The 21,565-nt window shown below is 40.7% G+C and carries 19 protein-coding genes and 2 riboswitches; of the genes, 2 read left to right on the plus strand and 17 right to left on the minus strand.

Translation table 11 applies throughout. From position 1 onward, the window contains the following. Window positions 1–13: 13 nt before the first annotated feature. The 13 genes from V6B33_RS21195 to V6B33_RS21255 all read right to left on the minus strand — a co-directional run bounded on the left by V6B33_RS21195 (window position 14) and on the right by V6B33_RS21255 (window position 12,829). The gene (locus V6B33_RS21195) at window positions 14–703 is read right to left on the minus strand and encodes a TadE/TadG family type IV pilus assembly protein (RefSeq protein ID WP_334219645.1); all 690 of its coding nucleotides are present in this window, start codon (window positions 701–703) and stop codon (window positions 14–16) included. After that, on the minus strand, window positions 693–1,100 hold the full coding sequence (locus tag V6B33_RS21200; protein WP_334219646.1) for a TadE/TadG family type IV pilus assembly protein: 408 nt from the start codon (window positions 1,098–1,100) through the stop codon (window positions 693–695). The genes V6B33_RS21195 and V6B33_RS21200 overlap by 11 nt, the downstream gene beginning before the upstream one ends. Window positions 1,101–1,119: 19 nt before the next feature. After that, window positions 1,120–1,812 (minus strand): YciC family protein, encoded by a 693-nt coding sequence (locus V6B33_RS21205; protein ID WP_334219647.1) that lies wholly within the window; start codon window positions 1,810–1,812, stop codon window positions 1,120–1,122. A gap of 11 nt (window positions 1,813–1,823) precedes the next feature. Beyond that, window positions 1,824–2,630 carry a hypothetical protein gene (locus V6B33_RS21210; RefSeq protein WP_334219648.1) on the minus strand — a complete coding sequence of 269 codons (807 nt, stop codon included), beginning with the start codon at window positions 2,628–2,630 and terminating at the stop codon, window positions 1,824–1,826. 76 nt (window positions 2,631–2,706) lie between these two features. Then, a complete protein-coding gene (locus V6B33_RS21215; protein WP_334219649.1) occupies window positions 2,707–4,035 on the minus strand; it encodes a hypothetical protein in 1,329 nt (442 codons plus the stop codon). A gap of 49 nt (window positions 4,036–4,084) precedes the next feature. Then, a complete protein-coding gene (locus V6B33_RS21220; RefSeq protein WP_334219650.1) occupies window positions 4,085–5,470 on the minus strand; it encodes a vWA domain-containing protein in 1,386 nt (461 codons plus the stop codon). 118 nt (window positions 5,471–5,588) lie between these two features. Next, the gene (locus V6B33_RS21225) at window positions 5,589–5,807 is read right to left on the minus strand and encodes a hypothetical protein (protein WP_334219651.1); all 219 of its coding nucleotides are present in this window, start codon (window positions 5,805–5,807) and stop codon (window positions 5,589–5,591) included. A 16-nt stretch (window positions 5,808–5,823) separates the two neighbouring features. Beyond that, window positions 5,824–6,762, minus strand: a complete 939-nt coding sequence (locus V6B33_RS21230; protein WP_334219652.1) for a type II secretion system F family protein — start codon at window positions 6,760–6,762, stop codon at window positions 5,824–5,826. 3 nt (window positions 6,763–6,765) lie between these two features. Next, a complete protein-coding gene (locus V6B33_RS21235; RefSeq protein ID WP_334219653.1) occupies window positions 6,766–7,698 on the minus strand; it encodes a type II secretion system F family protein in 933 nt (310 codons plus the stop codon). Then, window positions 7,667–9,049 carry a CpaF family protein gene (locus V6B33_RS21240; protein ID WP_334219654.1) on the minus strand — a complete coding sequence of 461 codons (1,383 nt, stop codon included), beginning with the start codon at window positions 9,047–9,049 and terminating at the stop codon, window positions 7,667–7,669. The genes V6B33_RS21235 and V6B33_RS21240 overlap by 32 nt, the downstream gene beginning before the upstream one ends. Before the next feature lie 30 nt (window positions 9,050–9,079). Continuing rightward, on the minus strand, window positions 9,080–10,231 hold the full coding sequence (locus V6B33_RS21245) for an AAA family ATPase (protein WP_334219655.1): 1,152 nt from the start codon (window positions 10,229–10,231) through the stop codon (window positions 9,080–9,082). Window positions 10,232–10,262: 31 nt separating this feature from the next. Further along, on the minus strand, window positions 10,263–10,964 hold the full coding sequence (locus V6B33_RS21250; RefSeq protein ID WP_334219656.1) for a flagella basal body P-ring formation protein FlgA: 702 nt from the start codon (window positions 10,962–10,964) through the stop codon (window positions 10,263–10,265). A 662-nt stretch (window positions 10,965–11,626) separates the two neighbouring features. Next, complete coding sequence (locus V6B33_RS21255; RefSeq protein WP_334219657.1) at window positions 11,627–12,829, minus strand: alanyl-tRNA editing protein; 1,203 nt, start codon at window positions 12,827–12,829, stop codon at window positions 11,627–11,629. A 133-nt stretch (window positions 12,830–12,962) separates the two neighbouring features. Between V6B33_RS21255 and mscL the strand changes: the two genes are divergently transcribed. After that, window positions 12,963–13,331, plus strand: coding sequence for a large conductance mechanosensitive channel protein MscL (mscL, locus tag V6B33_RS21260; RefSeq protein ID WP_334219658.1), 369 nt, complete (start codon window positions 12,963–12,965; stop codon window positions 13,329–13,331). Between the two features lie 322 nt (window positions 13,332–13,653). Here the strand turns inward: mscL and V6B33_RS21265 are convergent, their stop codons facing one another. The 3 genes from V6B33_RS21265 to V6B33_RS21275 all read right to left on the minus strand — a co-directional run bounded on the left by V6B33_RS21265 (window position 13,654) and on the right by V6B33_RS21275 (window position 17,505). Beyond that, window positions 13,654–15,351 carry a transglutaminase domain-containing protein gene (locus V6B33_RS21265; RefSeq protein ID WP_334219659.1) on the minus strand — a complete coding sequence of 566 codons (1,698 nt, stop codon included), beginning with the start codon at window positions 15,349–15,351 and terminating at the stop codon, window positions 13,654–13,656. Window positions 15,352–15,588: 237 nt separating this feature from the next. Continuing rightward, a complete protein-coding gene (locus V6B33_RS21270; RefSeq protein WP_334219660.1) occupies window positions 15,589–16,068 on the minus strand; it encodes an ABC transporter permease in 480 nt (159 codons plus the stop codon). A gap of 201 nt (window positions 16,069–16,269) precedes the next feature. Then, complete coding sequence (locus tag V6B33_RS21275; RefSeq protein WP_334219661.1) at window positions 16,270–17,505, minus strand: MFS transporter; 1,236 nt, start codon at window positions 17,503–17,505, stop codon at window positions 16,270–16,272. 164 nt (window positions 17,506–17,669) lie between these two features. On the opposite strand from V6B33_RS21275, the gene V6B33_RS21280 reads away from it, so the two are divergent. Further along, entirely contained in the window at window positions 17,670–18,095 is a 426-nt protein-coding gene (locus V6B33_RS21280) for a MarR family winged helix-turn-helix transcriptional regulator (protein ID WP_334219662.1), read from the plus strand. A gap of 296 nt (window positions 18,096–18,391) precedes the next feature. On the opposite strand, the gene metE is transcribed toward V6B33_RS21280, so the two are convergent. After that, on the minus strand, window positions 18,392–20,683 hold the full coding sequence (gene metE / locus V6B33_RS21285) for a 5-methyltetrahydropteroyltriglutamate--homocysteine S-methyltransferase (RefSeq protein ID WP_334219663.1): 2,292 nt from the start codon (window positions 20,681–20,683) through the stop codon (window positions 18,392–18,394). Between the two features lie 161 nt (window positions 20,684–20,844). Then, a riboswitch (cobalamin riboswitch) is annotated at window positions 20,845–21,036 on the minus strand. Between the two features lie 84 nt (window positions 21,037–21,120). After that, window positions 21,121–21,231: riboswitch (SAM riboswitch) on the minus strand. Window positions 21,232–21,565 lie beyond the last annotated feature (334 nt).

Raw genomic sequence — 21,565 nt, forward strand, 5'->3', positions numbered from 1 at the left:
CCCGTCATGAATATCAGTCAAGTGATCTTTCAATCTTTACATCAAACTTACTTAATTCAGTAAGGAAATCAACTTTGGGTCCTCCAGCTGTTTGAAAGAGGTCTTCTTTTAAATCTGTAAAGAAACCTTTAAATGACGTTCCTTCTACGGTGTTGGACGCGCGGACAAATACCTGGCCATCGTCAACGACTAGAGTAGCACCAGATAAATTCCCATTGTTTTGAATAATTGTCGTTTGCGCTTGAGATTGCATTTCTTCTAAGGTGATTTGATAAAGTTCTTCATTCAACATATCGTGAAGTTTATCCTTACCCACCCCACGGTACAACTCTTCTGTAAGTACAATATCCATTGCTTCCAGTTCAATTTCATTGTCAGAATAATCATCATAGCTTGAAGAAGATTTAAGCTCGATTTCTTTCTTTTGAATCTTCATTCCGATTGATTCAGGAACTTTATCCACTGTACCTTCCAGAGTTTTCTCATAGTCATTAATCACTTCATCCACTTGAGAGTAAAGTACTGAAGTAGCAGCTAAACTTGCTTGCTGGGCAGTTGTATTCGCTTCTTCTTTTACAGCAAATATTTTTGAAAGATTAAAAACAAATATGAATAACACCATCATAATGCTGAGAAGCCCAATCATAAGTATTGCCGCATTCCCTCTCTCCTGCCGTACAATATCTATTACTCTAGCTTTCATTCTTAATCACCTTACCAGTGGCCTTTGAAGTGTATGAGATAGAGGGTGTACCGTTACCTGGCATGATCTTTTTAGGAAGAAACACTAAGTCTATCGAAACGCTGACATTTGCCGTGAAATCTTTCTGAGTCATACCCGATGCCCCGTTAAAAGTAAGGTACGATCCACCGGTTTTAACAATATCTTGGGCTGCCTGAGCAGCCTCCAATGAGTCTTCTGTAATAGAGTAAACCTTAGCAGCTTCATTTGCTGCTGACTGCGCAACCACTACAGCTTGGACACTTACGATCAGTTGCCAGGCAATCATTACGACCACAAGGATCAAGGGGAGAATACCTAAAAATTCAATCGTAGACGAACCTTTTTCACTTTTTAGTTTTTCCATAATTCTTTTCATTTGTCTTCCCCCATTCCGACTACACAAGCTTTCTTAATCCTGCTCTCCATTTCAGCGTATAAGTGGTTAATAAAACTAAGAAGATTGGATAAAAAATCATATTTGTAATCATCTGGACGCCTGCTATGGCCGCATAAGATGACGTTATTCTTAAAATTAAACCGTTTATGATCATTCCCAGTATCATTTCGAAAATGCCCCATAATGAGATTAATAGAATTATCTTTATGAATTTCTTCTTAAATAGTAACCCCGATTCTTTAATCGATTTAAATACAGATTTGTTATCCACAATCGCTATAATAGGCGCGGTAATAAACACAGCCAAAATGATTATTCCGGGGACAATGAATAACGCAAATCCTAAAATAGTTAGTATACTGATCAGACAGGCAAAAACAAAGATAGGAAATCCTTTTACAACAAACGTGTAGAAGGCATTCTTTAAAGAATCTTCCCTTCCCTCTAGTTCATTGAAGGTATATTTCACAAACGGAACTTGAGCATAAATAAAAATTAAAATCGTAAGTAAAGCATAGTAAATGTCTGAGACCGAATAGATTGTTCCTACATTTGGGGTTATGGCGTATATATAATTAGTAATGAGTGAGTGCAGCAACAGCAAGGGTAATTGCACACACAAAATAATAAGTAATATTTTTTCGAACCTTTCCCCGATGAATGAGAAAGTGTATCGTATTGGTTTATCCATGGTTTCTCACCTCAGGGTTTTGGATAGCGTAAATCTTTTTTATAATGAGAAAGTTTTTCCTCTCCCAGCCCTTTAAATCTCTTTATAGAGAGTTCAACAAACTCTCTTTCTGACAAACTTGCGTGCTCTTTTTCGAACCCTAATGAATTTATACTTCTCTTTGTGGTATTTATTTCGCTAGTCAATTCTTTGAAAACGTTCATGTCATATTCTGAAAGTTTTTTATCTAGTTTTAATTCTTTCATTTTTTTGTACAAATCTGTTAATGTCTCGAAGTTACCAATTAGCTCTTTACCTTGAAGGTATTGAATACGGTTTACGTACGAAAGAGTCTTCCATAAAGTGTGCAACTCTTCTTCATCTATTCTATTAGTGGTTAATATATCATTATCATAATGTCGAGTGTATTCAGTTAGGTGCCGCTGTAAATCTTTCAAGAGCATTTCAAGGTTCGTAAGTAAATTTATACTTTCACTCAACTTTTCATTAACTTCCTCATGACTTAGGTAATCCTGAATAACCCTCTTTATATTCACAAATGTTTCCGGTTTTAATTTCATTTTCGATTCTTCTATCTCAAAAAAACGATTAACATAGACATTAAAAATGATTAACCTTTCAAAAGCATTTAAAGCATCTGTTTTCTTAAATCCAGATTCTGATATTACAGCATATCCTTTAAATTTCTCGCCTTTTTGATAAATTACTAAGTAATAAGGAATGTTATTAACTGTGTAACTATATGGATTCAACATCACCTTATTTTCAAGAAATTTTTTATGTTTATTTGCTTCCTTTTTTAAGAGGTTCACATTCATGATATAACTTCCTTTATGGTTAGAGTATAAAAAGAAGGGGAGAAAAATCAATCTCCCCCTCTACTTATCATAGGGTTTAACTAAACCATCCTTTTACTGTACTTATCCCTTTACCAATAGCTTTTGCTGTGTTTTTAACAGGATTTTTCGAGAACTTTTTAATTCCACTCCAATTATCAGCCACCAGCTTAGTTAATTTGGATGCACCCCATATTGCAGCTCCCCCTGCAATCATTACGGCACCCGCTGCTTGCCCTCCCGGGATTGCAGCTGTAACTACTCCCGCGTTCATCATCAAATCTCCAAAGCTGCTTGTCGCTTCAGCTACAGCCGAAACTTTTTGATTGCCAGCTACATCAGAATTTAATACTTCATAAGCTTTTGCCCCATTAAACCCTAATTCAAAGGCTGAGTATCCAGCACCTACAGCAGCAGTTGCAACGTTTAGTTTAGATATCGAACCAACTTTTGATAAGTTTGACAATAAATCAGCATTATCAGCTAAATTTAATGCTCCTCTACTCGCTCCACCATTCTGAGCCAATGTTGCAGCATCTTTGATTAACTTATAATCTTTAGCAGCTCCTACGGCATCAACTGTTTTAAGAACACCATCATGAGCATCAGCAACCCCATTAACAAACCATGGCGTTTTGTCACCTAATCCAACTTTCACTCCATTTAACATAAGTGATGAAAAGAAAGTCGCATTTGGCCTAAATCCATTTGGGTTAGCTTCAAAATCAAAACTATTAAAGTCACTAATCAGATTCACTTGTCCGCCAATGATATCATTCGAAATATACTTTGCAACCTCATAACCCAATGGCAGCTTTACATCTGTAGGACTCCCTTCAAATGAGGTTCCTTCAGTACCATTACCTGCGGTTGTACTACCTTCAAAAGCATTTCCGCTAGTGCCATTCCCGGCAAAGGGATTGCCACTGGTCCCATTTCCTGAAAATGGATTTCCGTTTGTACCATTACCCGAAAACGGATCACCATTGGTTCCATTCCCGCTAAAAGGACTTCCTTCAAACCCATTCGGTGTCCAACCATTATTTAGCCAAGGGTCCATATACCAGGGGGCATTTGTCCATTGATAACCTTCCCAAGACTGTCCGTTTGTCCCTTGTCCGCTCGTTCCTTGGCCTTCAGTACCGTTTCCTTCCCAATCATTTCCGCTTGTTGACTTTCCTTCCCACGGATTCCCTTCCCAGGATTCACCTTCCCACTGAAGGTCTTTCCCATCCCATGGGGTACCTTTCCAATCCTGTCCAGACCAAGGATTCCCTTTCCAAGGCTGGATTGTTGCGCTTGCATAGATAGGAAAAGAAAATGATTGGAAAAGAACGATGAGTAGAGCGATTGTAACAACAACCTTACTTGTTATTTTTTCATACATCGTTCTTAATTCCTTTCCGATTATAAGGTTTTACGTTTACTCATCGCAATTATTCTTGAGGGACGCTTGAGTTATACTTTTCATTTATTTCTTTTTCGATCTCCTCTATCTTTTTGTCACCGATATTACCTAGATCTTTTTCGATCTTAGTTAAAGCTTCGGTAGTCAAGTCTTCCATGTCTTCTCTTCTTTCCGTTAATTCTTTTTCCTGTTCATCCGTTATTAACTCTTCTAAATTGGAAATCTGTATTATTTTCCAAATTCTATTCTCTTGTGATCTAGCTTTTTGATCATAGTTAATGGAGTAATCTCTTATATCAAAAAACACATCTGTGCTTTTCCCATCCAAATCATAAAGTGCGTCTTCTTTCCATTGATTCCAGCTCTCAAGAACTTCTTTTGTTCTGTTGAATTCATTTTCCAACTGCTCTGCACTTGTTACAGTTGTATACATTCCATCGCTATTTTTCGCTACAGCCTTTAATTGTTTCTGTGCTTCCCCATCTACATTAAATCCAATGACATTTACAATTGGCTTAATGTTAGACGTCGGTAAAGTTTTAGCGAATTCTGCTGGTTCACCATCACATGTTTCAATTCCATCACTTACTAAATAAATTAAATTAGTATTGTTTTTTGCATCATATTTTGAGAACGCCTCTTTGGAAGATTTTAATGCCTCTTCAATTGGCGTCCAGCCACTTGGAGTAAATTTATTTAACGCTTTATTAAATTTCTCATTGTTATAGGTTTCAAACCCATATACTTGTTCTACGCTCGAACAACTTAACTCTTTATCGGAGTCAGAACCAGTACCCTTATGTCCATAAACTCTTAATGAGACATTAGCTTTATCCGGAACAGTAGATAAGAAGTTATTGATGGTTTCCTTAGCTAAATCCATTTGGGTCTTCCCGTTAACCATATTGTTCATACTTCCACTGGAATCAAGGATAATTTCTATATTATAATTTTCTTTGAATTGAAAGCGTTCATCTGTAGCCTCAGGAGTACCAGATATAGCGTATTCCCATTTCTTTATTAACTCCTGCGGATCCGGGAAATCGTCTGCTGCTAAAGAATAAATATATTTAAAATACTGATCGTATTCTTCTTCTGTAGCATTTTCCGGCAGATTTGGAACCTCTTTCATTTTTTCCAGCATCTTAGTTGTCCAAGGATCTTCCTCTACATACTTTCCAGCAAAGATCCCGGGAGTTTGATTTACAATTCCTTCTGGTGTACTTGGAACAGCTGGAAGATCTTCAACATTGAAATGTTTTTCTTTTTTATCTTCCTCAGTAGTTTCCTTTTCACTAACAGAATTCTCCGCTGTCTTTTGATCATTAGAATTATTTACTTTTTTTTCGTCTTCATTACAACCAGTTAGTACCAGGAGAACTGTAAATAAAATTACCATAATGTTCTTTTTCATTCTTTTTTCCTCCTGACTTTCCCCAAATACTTATGCACACCAAGGAAAAGGATATCTAATTGTCCATTTCCTTTAATGAAATTTTAGTTTCTTACCCCTATGTGAGTACTTACTGTTCTCAGCCCCCACCAATTTGTTCAATCATTTTAGAGAATTTCTTTACTACATCTTTACCGAATTGTTGATCACCGGAAAATGCTGTTGAAATCACTCCAACTACAATGACAACAACTGCGGCAATTCCAATCCACTCTAGAGTCTGTGATCCTCTTTCATTACGTACCATTCCGTTTAACTTGATTGAGCATTTTGTATAAAGTTCTGACATTTTTTTCATTGTGTGTATCCTCCATTTATAAGTTTAGTAGTTTAAAAATACTGTTCTCGCCATAAATAAGATTAAGCAACATCAAGCCTGCAATCATAAGGATTGATACCGGTGCAACCACAAAAGTGGTTACGAGTGTAACTTTTGGTGAAGCTTTAGCTGCGAGCTCCTTTACTTGTTCTTCACGGAACTGGCGCATATCTTCTGCTTGAACCTTAAATGTCGTTGCAATCGGCACCCCGAGCTTAAGCCCTTGCAACAATGACTTTATTAAACTCTGGAATTCAGGATTATCATTTCGGTTCAGCAAATTCCGATAGGCCGTTTCCCTTTGTACACCCAGATCAATTTCATGATTGAACCTTGAGAACTCATCCTTGAGCGGTCCTTCAAAGAAACGGATCACCTCCCTTAAAGCTTGGTCTAAGCTGACGCCTGCCTGCAAGCTGGTACTGATTGTATCCAGGAAATCAGGCAGGTCTTGGCGCAATGCTTCCTGGCGTTTTTTTGCTTGATTTCTTACCAGTATTATCGGCAGGAAATATCCGATAATCGGATTAAAAATAATGGCATATTGTGAGAAAGGCAGGCCAATTACCAGGGATAAAAAACCCGCAATAAATCCAATTAATAACAGGACAATCTTAAGACCTTGAAACCTCTCAACTGTCAGCCCGTATTTGTTTCCTGATTTCTGGAGCCAATCTTTCACGTCATGATCTTCACTGAAGAAGTTGATTCTTTGACCCAAATCGGTAAATTCATCGGCATATTTTGTTAGTTTTTCAAATAAGCTTGTTTTATTTTTCTTTCGACTTTTCTTATCAAATGCATTTACCTCTGTAACGTCAGATACATGCTCCAGGAGCATCCTCTTTTCTTTTATATAGACAGAGTAATGACGTATGGCAATGACGAAAGTAATCCAGAATAAGATTATGGCTAGAATAATTATGGCATCCATAGGCTACACCTTTATATTTGTTATTTTTCTAATTAGAAAGAATGAGAGTACGATTCCCGAAAGAAACAGGGCAAGAATAATCATCCCGGGTACAGTTTTTAGTGAATCAGTAAATCCTTCTATGATATTGTTCATCATGAGCACAATGAAGATCGGCATTGCAGGAACGATGATAGAAATATATCTTTGTTCGGAAGTCATTGTCTTAATCGTTTGATTCAGTACTTTCCGATCTTCGAGGGTATTGGACATTGACTCAAGAGTAGTAGCCAAGTTCCCGCCTGTTTTCTTCTGTATAAGTATGGTTGCAATAAATAACTGGAACTCTCTAGACTTGTTTCTCTTTTGCATGGACCGGAGTGCCGTTTCAAGTGGAACCCCCAGCTTTAGCTCATTCGAAATTCTTTTGAACTCCTCCCCTGCAGGTGCCCCCGCCTCTCTTGCCACCATTTCGATGCCCTGGTTTATCGTAAGACCTGATCTGGCTCCATTTCCCAACAGCCGGCATATATCTGCAAGCTGACTATTGAACCGATCCTCATATTTATTCTTTCTTAAGTAGAATAATAGAAAATGAGAAGCGAACAGGATGGCAGGGATTAATATAATCGTGATATTTCCTGGAAGCTTAAAAATATTGAATAGGAGAACAAATAGTACCAGCGCCCCCAGAATGTGGACCCCTATGTATTCCGATGGAAGAAGGGCAATATTAGAACCTTGCAATTTTAGTGCAAGAGGCTGTGACGATTCGGATTTATCAAATCGATCTCCCAAGAGGCTAAGTGAACTTTTTCTTTTTTGCTCCGGATACCATTTATTGACCTTTTGCTTCCATTCCCTTTTTTGATTTCTATATCCCAAAAGGAAGTACAGACCCCAAAGGAATAAAAAAACGGCTAGACTATAGAGTATGGAGGCCGTCAATAGCTGCATGATCCATACCCTCCCGTCTTTGGAACAAGGTCTCATCCATTTCGATTCCATGTATTTTTAAGTGATGCAGACAGCGCGGCACTATGCCCGTTGGCTTGAATTGTCCGATCACTTCACCATTTTTACCGAGACCAGTTCGTTCGAAAGTGAAAATATCCTGAACTTCGATCTGGTTATGATCGTTGACAAACACTTCTGAAATATTCATGATTTTCCTGGTTCCATCAGATAAACGTTCGGCCTGTACAATAAAGTCCAACGCTCCCACAATATACTCGCGGATAATATGAGTTGGGAGATCCATCCCCGCCATTACAACCATTCCTTCTACACGGCTTATCGCATCAGAAGGGGTATTAGCGTGGACTGTTGTAATAGATCCCTCATGCCCGGTGTTCATTGCCTGCAGCATATCGAAGGCTTCCGATCCCCTGACCTCCCCGACAATGATTCGGTCGGGACGCATACGAAGAGCATTCTTTACCAATTGTCGAATCGATACTTCCCCCGTACCTTCCACGTTTGCTGGACGCGCTTCCATCCCTACCACACTTGCACGGTTCAACTTTAATTCTGCAGAATCTTCAATGGTGATGACCCGTTCTTTAATAGGTATTGATTTTGCCATGGCATTTAAAAGAGTTGTTTTTCCGCTGCCCGTTCCTCCAGATACAAGGATATTCATTTTTGCTCTTACAATTGATTCTAGAAAGAATGCCATCTCATTTGTGAAGGTGTTATAGTTCATCAGGTCCTCCATCTCAAATGGAGTCTTCTTAAATTTACGAATGGAAATGAGTGTCCCGTTCAAGCTTATTGGAGGGATAACCGCATTTACACGGCTTCCATCAGGCAGGCGCGCATCCACCATTGGTGAGCTTTCATCAATCCGCCTTCCGAGCGGAGCGACTACACGATCAATGATATGGCGAACGTGTTCTTCATTTTTGAACGTAACATCCGACTTTTGCAGTTTACCATGCTTCTCAATAAACACCTCAGAAGGTCCGTTAACCAGGATCTCCGTTATCGTTTCATCCTTTAACAGCCCTTCTAAAGGTCCAAAACCAACACTTTCGTCGATTAATCTGGTTAACATTGATTCTTTTTCATGACTCGGTATGACAACTTTTTCCTCAGCCATGAATTGGTTAACTAATCGTTCAATAGAAAGGCGGCGTTCTCCAGATTGTAGACTAGTCAATTCTTCGAGGTTTGTCTCTGTCAGCAATCTGGCTTTATAGTGTTCAACCAATTCATCTATATAGGGATTTGATGAGGACTTACTACTCCCCTCATAATTGTAATCCTTCTCAGGTTTTTTAACCTGGTTTCTTTGAAAGAGTGACATGTATCCACCTCCTTCTTTCTATTCTGTTTTCTATTTCAACATTGAAGTAACCCACTTTTGTATATCTTTTGCAGGTGCCGTCAACTTCTTCTCTTTTACTTCTTTTCTTAACGGCTGCCCTTGATTAATAGCTGCTTGTACACCTTTAAGATCTCTTCTGATTTCAACAGTTACAGGCAGGTCAATAAATCTCTCAATATCTTTTTTCGTTAATTCGTTTTCTCGTCCTGTAAAATTCACAACAAGCTCCATCTGTTCCAATGTCTGCGGCCCCAATCTCTTAAGAAGGTCTTCAACATGCTTGAGGACTCTGATTGCAGGGGTATCAAGAGTCATTACATAATAAACCCGGTCTGCCTCTTCCAAAGCAGTGTATGTCTTCACATCCATTATTGAAGGCAAATCAATGATGATAAAATCATATGTTCTTTTACATGCCCTCAAAAGCCTTATTACAAATTCTTCGTCTATTTTTTCAGCCATTTCTGCATCCCTTGGGCTGACGAGCACTTCTAACTTTGAGTGTGTTTCCATCTCGGAGATATTCTTCAAGTGATGCTCATTGATTTCATTTATGACAGGAAGAAGATCAATTAAAGAGCGGTTACTCTCTATTCCCAAATATGTCTCAGAACCGCCATATTGCAGGTTAAAGTCAATATGAATGACCTGTGCTGTAGACTCCAGTTTCAGCGTCTGGGCAAAAGCAGTGCTGAGCAAAGTCTTTCCTGATCCGCCTTTTCCACTGTAAAATGCAAAAATTTGACCCTTTCCCCTTCTATAATTCCCTGATGATACAGCAGTTTCCGATTTCGTCTGTGTATGCTGGAGAATAAAATTGATCCGTTCTTTTATCGAAGGTTCCTCTTCAGGTATGAGGATAAAATCTTCCACTCCAGCACGGGTAGTTTCCCTTAACAACTCGAAATCCTGCTCTGTATGTACATATATCGCAGCAGAATCCGGAAAGTCTCTTCTGAGTTCTTTAATCTTCAGGGTTACTGGAAGGTTGGAATCTCCCTGATAAAAGACGACCACACTCGGTTCATATTTTCTAAGTTCTGTGGACCAGGATTCTTCAGGTATATAAATCACTTCATAAGAAGTGTTCAGCAGTTCAATTATGTTTTTGCTTAAATCGTTTTCTTCTCCAATGAGGAATATCTGATTTTCCTTACTCATAAGGCCCCTCCGTTATCTCTCTAACTGTCTATTATTGTTTAGGTTTTTCTTCCGGTTTAGCAGGCTGCTCATTTTTTGAGTCTTCTTTTTTCGGTTGAGCTTCCTTGGCTTCCTGTTTTGGTTCCTCTTTCTTTTCCGATTGAGGTTCAGCCTTTGTCTCTTCCGCTTTTTCTGCTTCGCCTTCTTGAGTTGCTTCCTGTTTACCAACATTCGCTTTGATGATCCTGAGGCTGTCGGCATAGTTTTGCATGTGGATCAGTTCGGGTGCTTTTTCCATCGATACTTCCAGCTGAACCCCTTTGAAATCTTTACCTTTGTCCTTTGCAACCCTGGCTACTTTCACATCTCTCATAAATACCGTTGTTTCTTCTTTATCATTAAAACGGTGAGAAACGATGATATCGACCCGATCCAGTGCTTCCAAGGGTTCATCAAAGAAGACACGTTCATTCTGCATCAAGGTTATCAGTCTATTGTTCTCATCCACTACTGAGGAAGCTCGCTTTAATATGTTTGTAGTAATCATATCTCCTGTCGCCAATGGAACAACTGACACTTTATTGACTAGGTCATCAACATCCGTAACATGATAGTCTTTCAGAAATTTTTTTGGGATTTCTTCTGTTTTGACATTGTCAGGCGTGATAAGGCTGCGTGACGCAATCTCTTTATCCGCTACGAATATTTTAACGCTGGTTCCCAAATTCGTATTAAGTGCCTGAACTTTTTTCAAAACTAAAAACCCCGCCGTCACAGCTAACAAAATGGATAAAACAATAAAAATAATAGCTTTTCTCTTCGATTCAAGCATTCACTATGTTCCTTTCTTTCTATAAATAACAGTTAATAGAGTATTTGAATGACACAATTCTTGAAGCAGCTCTCCTCCCTCATGTTGTATTTACGAGTGAGATTATATTTCGATGGCAATTACATCCATAAATGATACATTCATATCACTTTTCAATATTTTGGAATTAATTCAACTCTTATTTACCACCAATTTCACGTTTAGAAACATGTTTGTCATATTTTCTTCATAATTTTTTCCTATATATTAATTATCATCGGATGCTACTAACGTCAATGACTGTTGGAGATTGTCGAATTTTGTATGATTCTAACGAACTATAAGCGGTGTTTTTTTCGACAGAAAACAAGGTATATAGTTGCGAGTCAATAGTTCCTATGTATATAAATCAATATTGGGAATTGTTTTAAACATGGTAAGTTTTAGGTGAATTATTACAAATGTTAAATTTAGTAGGTATTTGTAATTATTTGTGAGCGGTAATTAGAATAAATACCCCGTGTCATATCAAAAGCTCCCCATTCGGTGAAAGGGGAGCTTTCCTGTTTAGTATAGCGGGCTGATTGGTTCTGTTGTTCCTCGGCTTATAGAATGGAACTCTCGATATGTCCGATTAATTGTTCCGGGGAAAGGACTGCTTCTCCACCGCCCTGGATGAAGTCTTCTTTGCCTCCCCCTTTTCCGTTGATCTTCGAGAAAATCTTGGGTGCAACCTCTTTCAGGTTGAGATTCACTTTCTTACCTTTCGCTCCAACCAGTTGTAGTTTCGTTTCGTTTTGGACGACGAAAAAGACAACCGCATCTTCTTTTTCAATGACGATTAGCCGTGCAAGGGTTTGAAGTTCCTTGATCGGGCGGTTTTGATAGGCATATGAAATGAAAGTCGAGTCTTCTCCTGCAGGAATGGCTTCTTTTATCAATGCATCCGCTTCGTATTCTAAGAGCTGCTGATTGGTTTCTTCCAGCTGTTTATCCTGAGATTGCATTCTTTCAATCAGCTGTTGAGCGGCTTCTGCCATCTTGTCTTGCGGTGCCTGCAGGATGGCCGTCAGTTCTTTTATGACCTTATGCTTCCCGTGGAGCTGTTCAAGCACTCTGCTGCCGCACACAAATTGGAGCCGGATATGGTTTTTATGCTTTTCCCAATCGAGGATTTTGATTGCTCCGACTTCCGAAGTTGAGCGGGGATGCGTTCCTCCACACCCGTTGTAATCAAAGTCCGGGATGATGACCAGGCGTATATCCTCTGAAACGGAAGGCTGCTTGCGCAGTGGATAGTCCGCTGCTTCCTCGGCTGTCATCCATCTCGTTTGAATCGGTCTCGCTTCCCCTATTATTTTATTGGCAAGAGTTTCTGCCTTTGATGCTTCTTCCTCCGTCAGCCTCTCTACAGACAGGTCGATCGTCAGGATCTCTTTGCCCAGATGAAAGCTGATGGTTTCATATCCGCATACTTCTGCAAACGCAGCTGAGAGGATATGCTGACCGGCATGCTGCTGCATGTGATCAAAACGCCTGTTCCAGCAGATTTCCCCCTGTATGCTTACAGCGGTATTTGCAACTGGTCTCTCTATGTAGTGACGGACTTCTCCATTTACCTCTTCTACATTCGTGACTTGAATTCCATTAAGCGACCCTTCATCAAACGGCTGACCGCCGCCTGTGGGATAGAATGCGGATTGTTCGAGTAGAACAAACCAGCGCCCGTCGTTATCCTGTCGCTGTTCACGTATCTTTGTTTCAAATGTTTTGATGTAAGCATCCTCATAATATAGCTTTGTAGTCATTTATATTCCTTTCCTCTCCTATTTTCTTCTACTTTATCATAGATCTAGTATTTCGCGGTCTTGTGAACTTCTAATTGGGGCAAGATAGGAATACTTAAGTATCGCTAATCTCTTTAAAAAGGAGTTGTCCCATATGTTGAAAGAATTCAAGAAGTTTGCCCTGAAAGGAAATGTGATCGATTTAGCCGTTGCAGTGGTCATTGCCGCTGCCTTCGGGAAGATCGTATCCGCCTTAGTGGACTACATAATCATGCCGCTGGTGGGTACAATTCTTGGAGGCATCAGATTCGAACATTTAACGGTTTCGGTTGGGGATGCATTGATTGAATATGGGCTATTCATTCAATCGATTGTCGATTTCTTTATCATCGCCCTATCCCTCTTCGTATTTATCCAGGCATTCAATCGGTTGAAACGAAAAGAAGAGATTGCTGAAAAAGCCCCCGTGGTTGACCCCAAAATCGAACTTTTGATGGAGATCCGCGATTTACTGAAGAAATAAAAAAAGAGGATGGGTCAAAAATAAATAAAACCACGACATAAAGGTGAACAATTTCAGTGTATGTTCTTAATACCGCTAATGATTTCCGTGCAAGACTTCGCTTTCCGCGGCTAGCCCGTGAGCCTCCTCGGCAGGAGTTTTCGTCTTGCACTCCAATCAACCGCTGGAAAGTGCTAAAACCTTAAAGTTACATTGAACAAAGTAAAAACCCGGACTAATTTGCCTGTTAGTATGCAAAATAGTTCGGGTTTCACTTAGACTAAAATACTTTTGTCCCAACTTCATTTTTTATTACATTACAAAGAACTTATTAAAAGCAGAATCAGTACGATACCCCTGTGCGGGTATGTGTCTTTTCAAATTCGGCCTTATCCGGGTCAAAATACTTCTCGTTGAAATCCGCTACAAATTTGTCATCCTTAATATAGCCTGAACCCCATGTGGGATCCATGGTCAGCCATTCGCCATCCACATTTGCTTCAACCCAGGCATGCCTTTGCGGCCACCACCCCCCGCTTGCCATCCCTTCTACAAATCGTGCTTCAATGTCGCTCGCTCTCAAGAGGGCAATCGCAAGGTAGGCATAGTCCTGGCATACGCCTGTTTTCTCTTCGAGTGTCTTCAATGCACTGTCATCCCATTCGAATTCTTCGTCCTCCAGTTTCTCAACATCATAGGTGACATTTTTGGCTGTGTAATCGTAGATTGCTTTAACTTTGTCGCGATCGGCCTTCTTGCCTTCTGTCAGCTTCTGTGCCAATTCTTTGATCTTTGGATCGTCGGACTCTACTCCTCTTGAAGGAAGCAGATCCCGTTTGTCCTCACCTGTTGACTCGACCTCGAACTTGGCAAATCCATAGAATCTGAAAGAGTCGCTGTTTTCTTCTTTGATCTCCGGTACACTCAACGTCACCTCATACGTGCCCGGACCAAAGCGGAGATAAAAGGAGTCATCGAATGTGAAGTCTTCAACTGGAATGACGTCTAGTGCTTCATCCTCGCCTTTTTTCGTGGTGATATAGATATGGTCGGTTTGGGGTCCGAACTCAGCCTTAGGGTCAATGCTGCCTTTCACCGTGTACAAACCTTCTGATTCATCCCCGCCGTATAGCGGTGTTTCTAATGTGACCCCTCGCTCCATGTACGTGTCTGAGTATTCAATCGGACTCATCGTTCGACTGGACTCGTTATCTATTAATATAGTCGTAGCAGTCTGATAGTAATTCTCGCGCTCCTCATCTGGGACGAGCACTTCAAGTTCATGAACCCCTTTCCCATAAAATAAAGGGACATCATAAGAGAATCTACCATCTTTTACAGAGATGACATGAGTCCATGTGTCAGTATCCTTTCTTAACTTCAGCATAATGGTATCTTCTTCTGTCAGTTCGCCTGCTTTACCTTGAAGCGCAAATACCTCATTTTCCTTAGTGAAACTTGAATCAAGACTTACATTCAGTCCGGCATCACGGCCGAAAGGAGTATACGTCACATCCCGTTTCATCTCGGGATTTACATTGTGGACAGTGAATGCTGCCGTATCATAAAAGTAATTCTCCTGATCTTTACTCGGCAGCTGGACTTTCACGCTGTATTCTCCCTCGCCATTGAAGAAGTGAATTGTCTGCTTGAACTTCCCGTCCTCGATCGGAGTGTAATATTCGAGTTGATCGCCTGCCGGTCCTTCCCCCGTAGAGCGGACTTTGATCCAGGCATAGTCCGACTTCAAACCGGTGTGCTTCTCGATCTCGCCTTCCACGACGACGTTTCCGTTAGCGGCAAATTCTTTATGTTCGGGTCCCGAAAGCGTCATCCCGATTTCATCACTATATGAAGTCAGTTCAATTGGTTCAAGCTCCAATTCTTTATTTTTTTCCTTTACGAGTTTTTCATATTTATGTTCTTTCTTCTCTTCCTCTTTCCCGGCTTGCGTATCGGCCGAGCTGCTGCAAGCAGAAAGAAGCATGAGACTGGATATTATACATAACAGCAACATCGCTAAGGGATTTCTACGATTCATGACATTCTCCTCCAGGTTATTTAATTTCTTCATCCTCACATATGTACGGTTCAGACAAATTTTGGTTCCTGATGCTTTTTTCCCATTCTGACTATTATTATAAACCTACACAAGATGAATTTTCTGGAAAAATTATTACCTGAGCATGCTTTTGATTCAGGACTTCACATCCCCCCTTTAAAAAAGAAGAGCTTATCGGGTAAGCTCTTCAATATAAAGTTTCCATGAAGGGGCGCTTTAGTTTATACGTTCCAGAATCGATGCTGCAAAAGCAGTAACGTTAAAACCAGGCTGGGAGATTGCGGTAACGCCCGGAATAGAGCTTTCCGTATAAATTTCAACTTCATCACCGGCATTAAGCTTCAAAATGGCTGTCACCTGCACTCCATTTGTGAACGGGACGCCCGTTCCCCAGAAGTCATTATCTGCCGCCTCAAACGGATTGCCGTTTATTCTTATTTCGATTCTTGTCCGGTAATTCTCTTCGAAGCTGTCGGGTATGAAACCCACGGTCCCGGTCACTAAATAAATGCCTTTCTTCCGCGGGATAAAAATCGAGTCACAGCGGTCATATTCACGTCCGAGGTCAAACTCTTCCTCTTTAAAGAATAACTTCACAGACGTATCTGCCGGCACAACCTGACTTTCAGTGGAAAATGCTCTGAAAGCAGATCCTTTTTTCACCTTTCGTTTACACTTTTTATAGTGGTCTGTCATACTATTCACCTGCCTTCATGTAAATTTAATGACTCTATTAAATAGAACCATTCAATCTATTCTATGTGAGCTGAAAATAATAGATAGGATGTTTGTCCCTTGAACGTGAGAATTGGATGCATGGACTGCAAAAGGAGGCACAAAAAAGGTCTCTCACCTGTGAAAGATGAGAGACCTTTTTTTCTGAGACGCTGCAATATTCTAATGTCCGGCTCCTGCATGATCGACATGCTTTAGGTGCTCCTTGTTCATAAGGATGAAGATGACAGATAGAAAGACAAATCCCGCACCGACTATAAACGGCAGGCTAGGATTGTAGATCTCAGCAAGTTTCCCCGCAGTGAAAGGAGCAATCGCCCCTCCCAAGAAACGGAGAAAGCTGTAGGCTGCCGAGGCTGTCGAACGTTCGACAGGAGCCGCGTTCATGACGGCTGTAGTAATCAGGGTATTGTTGTTACCCAGGAATGCACCCGCCAGAATCACGGCTGCAATGACCACCCACTGCACAGATGTCCAGAGGCCCATCGCCAGCAGGAGCATGGCGAATAGTGTGAGCATGGCACACATCGACTTGATGGTCCCGAACCATTGCTGCAGCTTTGGCGCCATGAACACAGAAGTGGCGGCCAGCAGCACGCCCCAGCCAAGAAATACATAACCCAGTCCGTGTTCATCAAGCCCCATCACAAAAGGAGCATAAGCAAGAAGCGTAAAGAAACCAAAGTTATATAGTGCTGCAGCAACACCAAACACGAATAATGAGCGGTGCTTCAACGCTCGAAAAGGATCAGCAAATGTTGTTTTCTTCTCAACCCGTGCAGACTTCTCTGCTTTCGGCATGAAGATGGTCAGCCCGATAAAGGCAATGACCATGAGTGTCGCAACTCCGAGAAATGGGCCTCTCCACGACATAGCACCAAGCCAGCCGCCAAGAAGCGGACCGACGGAAATCCCAAGACCGATCGCCGCTTCATAAAGAATGATCGCTTTGGCGGCTCCGCTGTTTGAAAGCGACACGATCGCCGCTAAAGCAGTGGCAACGAACAACGCATTTCCCAGCCCCCAGCCTCCCCGGAGTCCGACGAGTGTCCAAATATCGTTCGATAACCCTCCTAGTGCTGAAAATAGGGCAATGATGACGATACCCGAAAGAAGCGTGCCTTTCACCCCAATTCTAGATGAAAGCATTCCTGTAATGAGCATCGCAACCGCCATCACGGCATTATAGCTTGTGAAAAGCAGCGTGACCTGGCTTTGGGAGGCATCCAGCTGACTCGCGATTGCCGGCAGAATCGGATCCACCAACCCAAGACCCATAAACGCGATAATACACGCAAAAAAAACAGCCCAGACCGCTTTCGGCTGTGCCAGGATCCCTTTTTTTTCTACATCGGCCGGGTCTATTGAAGGCGGGACAGATGGTTGAATAGATGACATGCATATTCTCCTTTTCTTCTATATATATTTAAACTTTTCTAACTTAGTTGTATGATGAAAGTTTATAATTGTATTATACAACTAAATTACGCCGAGTCAATAACCTTCGATCTTTTTATGTGGTATCATAGAAGATATACTTGTTCGTATTGCGGGGTTATCGTATGAATGAAAACCATTTAGAAATGATTGAATTGGAGCTCGCCATCCTCATCCGCCGGGCAACCAATCTCTCTTCCAACAAAAAACTGGGCAGCCTCGACCGCTCCGCATATTTATTGCTGCGACGAATCGCCAATAAAGGAGCAGCAGGCGTGAAACTGCTGGCAGAAGAATTCATGCTCGACATTTCCACCATCAGCAGACAGGCAGCCTCCCTCGAACAGAAAGGTTTCTTGTACCGTATTCCTGACCCTTTGGACGGGAGATCCTATAAACTGGACATCACAGAACTAGGGAAAAGTGTCTTTAAAGAACATATGGAAGCGCGTTTAAAGAGGTTATCGGAGATCATAGAGGAATGGCCGGACGAAGAACGTGAAGTTTTTGGGAAGTTGTTGAAGAAGTTTAATGAGTCGTTGATTTTGTGAAGGATTTAGGAGAGCTGGAGTGGCTCTCTTTTTATTTGAAGCAAGTATTTTATGTTGTTGATGGCATTTCATCAACGTATTGATGAATACGTTATGAGGAGGAGAACGGGGTCTATCATTAGCACAGGACTTGCCTATTCATGGTGAAAATATTTATTAAAACAGTAGAGGCTCCTGAATTATATCACCTTTTATAGTAAGGAAAAAGCACCTTCTTCCCGATTACGTTAATGCAGTAACGTGTCAGGAGTCAGGTGCTTTTTTTACATTCATCTTTATCAGACTTACTTTGTTCCTTATTTCACGAGCAGCTCTTCTCTCGTTTGTTCTGCCGCTTTCACCATCACCTGAAGTGCTGCAACAGTTTCCTCCATACCCCTGGTTTTTAAGCCACAATCGGGATTAATCCAGAATAGCTTTGGATCAAGTACTTGAAGCGCACGATGAATATTTCTGGTCAACTCTTCTAGTAATGGTACCCGCGGACTGTGAATATCGTATACACCAAGACCGATTCCCTTATCATACGTATTATCTTCAAAGGCATGAATTAACTCCCCGTGGCTTCTTGATGTTTCAATAGAAATAACATCCGCATCGAGTGCTTTAATTGCATGAATAATATTCTTAAAGTCTGAATAACACATATGGGTATGGATTTGGGTCTCATTTTGAACAGAGGATGTTGCCAATTTAAATGTATAAACCGCCGCATCCAGATAGCCTGCCCATTTTTCACGTTTTAACGGCAGCCCTTCCCGAATGGCCGGCTCATCCACTTGAATCATGCGGATTCCATTTTCCTCTAGTGCTTCCACCTCTTTTCGAAGCGAAAGTGCAATTTGTCTTGCCACCTCGTAGCGTGAAATATCATTACGGACAAATGACCAATTTAAAATCGTAGTCGGACCTGTCAACATTCCTTTTACCGGTTTGTTTGTTAATGATTGGGCATATACAGTTTCTGCAACTGTCATTGGTTTCTTAAAAGCAACATCACCATAAATTAGCGGAGGCTTCACACATCTGGAACCATATGACTGAACCCAGCCGTATTTTGTAAATCGAAAGCCGGCTAATTTTTCTCCAAAGTATTCAACCATATCTGTCCGTTCAAATTCCCCATGTACGAACACATCCAAACCAAGATCTTCTTGAATATCGATCCACTTTTTTATTTCTGCCTTAATATAGACTTCATATTCATTGTCAGTTAATTCGCCCTTCCGCCATTTTAACCGCTGTTTTCTTACTTCTTTCGTTTGTGGGAAGCTGCCAATAGTTGTCGTAGGCAATAATGGTAATTGGAAAGCCTTTTCTTGAAGCCCTCTTCGTACTGTATATGGCGCCTTCCGCTCTGCTTGATCCTTCTGTAAGCTGCGAATGGCTTCTCGAACTTGCGTATTATTTCGAATCGATGATTGGTTTATTTCATGAATTGCTTTTGTGGTTTCATCGATTTCTTTTTGTATCACTCGTTTTCCATTGTTCATGCCATTTGTAAGTGTACTAATTTCTTCTAATTTTTCATCGGCAAATGCCAGTGCATTTCTTAGAATCTCATCGAGCAATTCTTCATTTTTTACTGTCACAGGAACATGCAATAGGCTTGATGATGGCTGAACAATTAGTCTTGTTTTTGAAACAACCTCTTCAATTTCGCTTAGAAGTGACATTGTTCCTTCGAGATCGGCACGCCAAATGTTTCGTCCGTCAATAACTCCAGCTGCAAGTCCCTTATTCTTGGGAAAACCATACTTTTTCAATGCTGCAAGATTCTGACCGTTATCATGGACAAAATCAAGACCAATTCCCTGAACAGGAAGTGATACGACCTCTTTGTAATGCTCAATACTATCAAAATAAGTTTGCACTATCACCTTAACGTTTGGTGCTGCATCATGTAATGCCTGATAGACTTCGTTAACTAAAGAAAGCTCATCTCTTGGAATAGTAGTTGCTAAGATTGGTTCATCTATTTGAACCCATTCCACTCCCTCTGTCTCTAGTTCACGTAAAATTTCCGCATAAAGCGGGACAAATTGCTCGACAACTGCTTTAAAGTCACTTTTATCATATCCTTTTGATAACTTTACGAATGTAATCGGACCTAAAATAATTGGTTTACCATGAATACCAAGTTTTTGCTTCGCCTCTTGAAAAAATTGAAGCGGACGATTTTCCACAAGAGCAGGTACTGTTTCATTGAGCTCTGGAACGATATAGTGGTAGTTTGTGTTAAACCACTTTGTCATTTCAGCAGCCACCGCCTCTTTCGTTCCTCGAGCGATATCAAAATAGGTTTCAAGCGACACCTTCCCGCCGCTGTAGTTAAAACGTTTCGGTACTAAACCGAACATAACAGCCGTATCCAGGACATGATCATACAAGCTAAAGTCCCCGACAGGAATTAAATCAATTCCGTGCTCCTTCTGCTTTTTAAGATGCTGCAGGCGAATCTCTTCTATTTGCTTTAAGAATGCCTCTTTTTCTAACTTTCCTGCCCAAAACTGTTCCAGGGCTTGTTTCCATTCACGTTTTTCCCCAATTCTTGGGTATCCTACATTCGAGCTTATCACTTTTTCCATAATGGGTTACCTCTCCTTTTCCATACAAATCTTAGTTTCGAACCTAAAAAATCTCCCTTTTCAAAAAAAGAAAAGAGAGATTGATACGTATAATTAACTAGAGTTCGAACCTTCTGGTTTACTGAGCACGTATTTCTCACCTCCCCTATATCCCCGTAGAGTACTAGCGCATACAACAGGCAGGTTTCCTGACTTAGGTTCATTGCTTCTTATCCCTTCCCATTCCCTATAAAACAGTGGCTACTCGATAAGTTGCTCCCCAATACAGTGGCGGGACCGTGCCGGCTTTTCACCGGTCTTCCCTTTTAAGCCGCGTAGATGATCCACACAGCACCTGAAGCTTTTGATATGAAGTTTTAGCAAAACAATTTTTATTTTATAAACATAAACAGCCTCTCTAGTAGAACATAGAGAGGCTGGCGAATCCTTTTTCATCCCTCTCATTTGCCAAAGCAATATGCCTTGCTGGAATTAGCACCTTTTTAACACAGTTGTTAAATGGTTGCCGGGCTTCATAGGGCCAGTCCCTCCGCCTCTCTTCATAAGAGTATTAAAATTTTTAATGTTTTGAATTTAAATGCAATGGTAGCATTTTGTACAGGGGTTGTCAAAGATTATTAATGCAGTACAAAGTTCCATAACCAAATATTCACTTGGATGACACGCTGCCGATAAAGTAGTATTTTTTGAAAATAGTTATTTTAGAGGAGCTTAAAGATGTTTACGAATAAAAAGTCCTCTAAATAAAGTAAAAACCTCCCAGAAGCTCAGAGAACTTTTGGGAGGTAAATAACATATATAGGGGTTTGTTTCTTCAAATGACAAGCAGTATGTCATTTTTAACAAAGCCTCGAACCTTTTCACAGTAAGGTTTTGGGCGTT

It is taken from the genome of Mangrovibacillus sp. Mu-81, assembly GCF_036867415.1.
Taxonomy (GTDB): domain Bacteria; phylum Bacillota; class Bacilli; order Bacillales; family Bacillaceae_B; genus Rossellomorea.

Coding starts and splice junctions, on each gene's coding strand:
- V6B33_RS21195 (WP_334219645.1), bottom strand. CDS start 703: ATGAAAGCTAGAGTAATAGATATTGTACGGCAGGAGAGAGGGAATGCG.
- V6B33_RS21200 (WP_334219646.1), bottom strand. CDS start 1,100: ATGAAAAGAATTATGGAAAAACTAAAAAGTGAAAAAGGTTCGTCTACG.
- V6B33_RS21205 (WP_334219647.1), bottom strand. CDS start 1,812: ATGGATAAACCAATACGATACACTTTCTCATTCATCGGGGAAAGGTTC.
- V6B33_RS21210 (WP_334219648.1), bottom strand. CDS start 2,630: ATGAATGTGAACCTCTTAAAAAAGGAAGCAAATAAACATAAAAAATTT.
- V6B33_RS21215 (WP_334219649.1), bottom strand. CDS start 4,035: ATGTATGAAAAAATAACAAGTAAGGTTGTTGTTACAATCGCTCTACTC.
- V6B33_RS21220 (WP_334219650.1), bottom strand. CDS start 5,470: ATGAAAAAGAACATTATGGTAATTTTATTTACAGTTCTCCTGGTACTA.
- V6B33_RS21225 (WP_334219651.1), bottom strand. CDS start 5,807: ATGAAAAAAATGTCAGAACTTTATACAAAATGCTCAATCAAGTTAAAC.
- V6B33_RS21230 (WP_334219652.1), bottom strand. CDS start 6,762: ATGGATGCCATAATTATTCTAGCCATAATCTTATTCTGGATTACTTTC.
- V6B33_RS21235 (WP_334219653.1), bottom strand. CDS start 7,698: ATGCAGCTATTGACGGCCTCCATACTCTATAGTCTAGCCGTTTTTTTA.
- V6B33_RS21240 (WP_334219654.1), bottom strand. CDS start 9,049: ATGTCACTCTTTCAAAGAAACCAGGTTAAAAAACCTGAGAAGGATTAC.
- V6B33_RS21245 (WP_334219655.1), bottom strand. CDS start 10,231: ATGAGTAAGGAAAATCAGATATTCCTCATTGGAGAAGAAAACGATTTA.
- V6B33_RS21255 (WP_334219657.1), bottom strand. CDS start 12,829: ATGACTACAAAGCTATATTATGAGGATGCTTACATCAAAACATTTGAA.
- mscL (WP_334219658.1), top strand. CDS start 12,963: ATGTTGAAAGAATTCAAGAAGTTTGCCCTGAAAGGAAATGTGATCGAT.
- V6B33_RS21265 (WP_334219659.1), bottom strand. CDS start 15,351: ATGAATCGTAGAAATCCCTTAGCGATGTTGCTGTTATGTATAATATCC.
- V6B33_RS21270 (WP_334219660.1), bottom strand. CDS start 16,068: ATGACAGACCACTATAAAAAGTGTAAACGAAAGGTGAAAAAAGGATCT.
- V6B33_RS21275 (WP_334219661.1), bottom strand. CDS start 17,505: ATGTCATCTATTCAACCATCTGTCCCGCCTTCAATAGACCCGGCCGAT.
- V6B33_RS21280 (WP_334219662.1), top strand. CDS start 17,670: ATGAATGAAAACCATTTAGAAATGATTGAATTGGAGCTCGCCATCCTC.
- metE (WP_334219663.1), bottom strand. CDS start 20,683: ATGGAAAAAGTGATAAGCTCGAATGTAGGATACCCAAGAATTGGGGAA.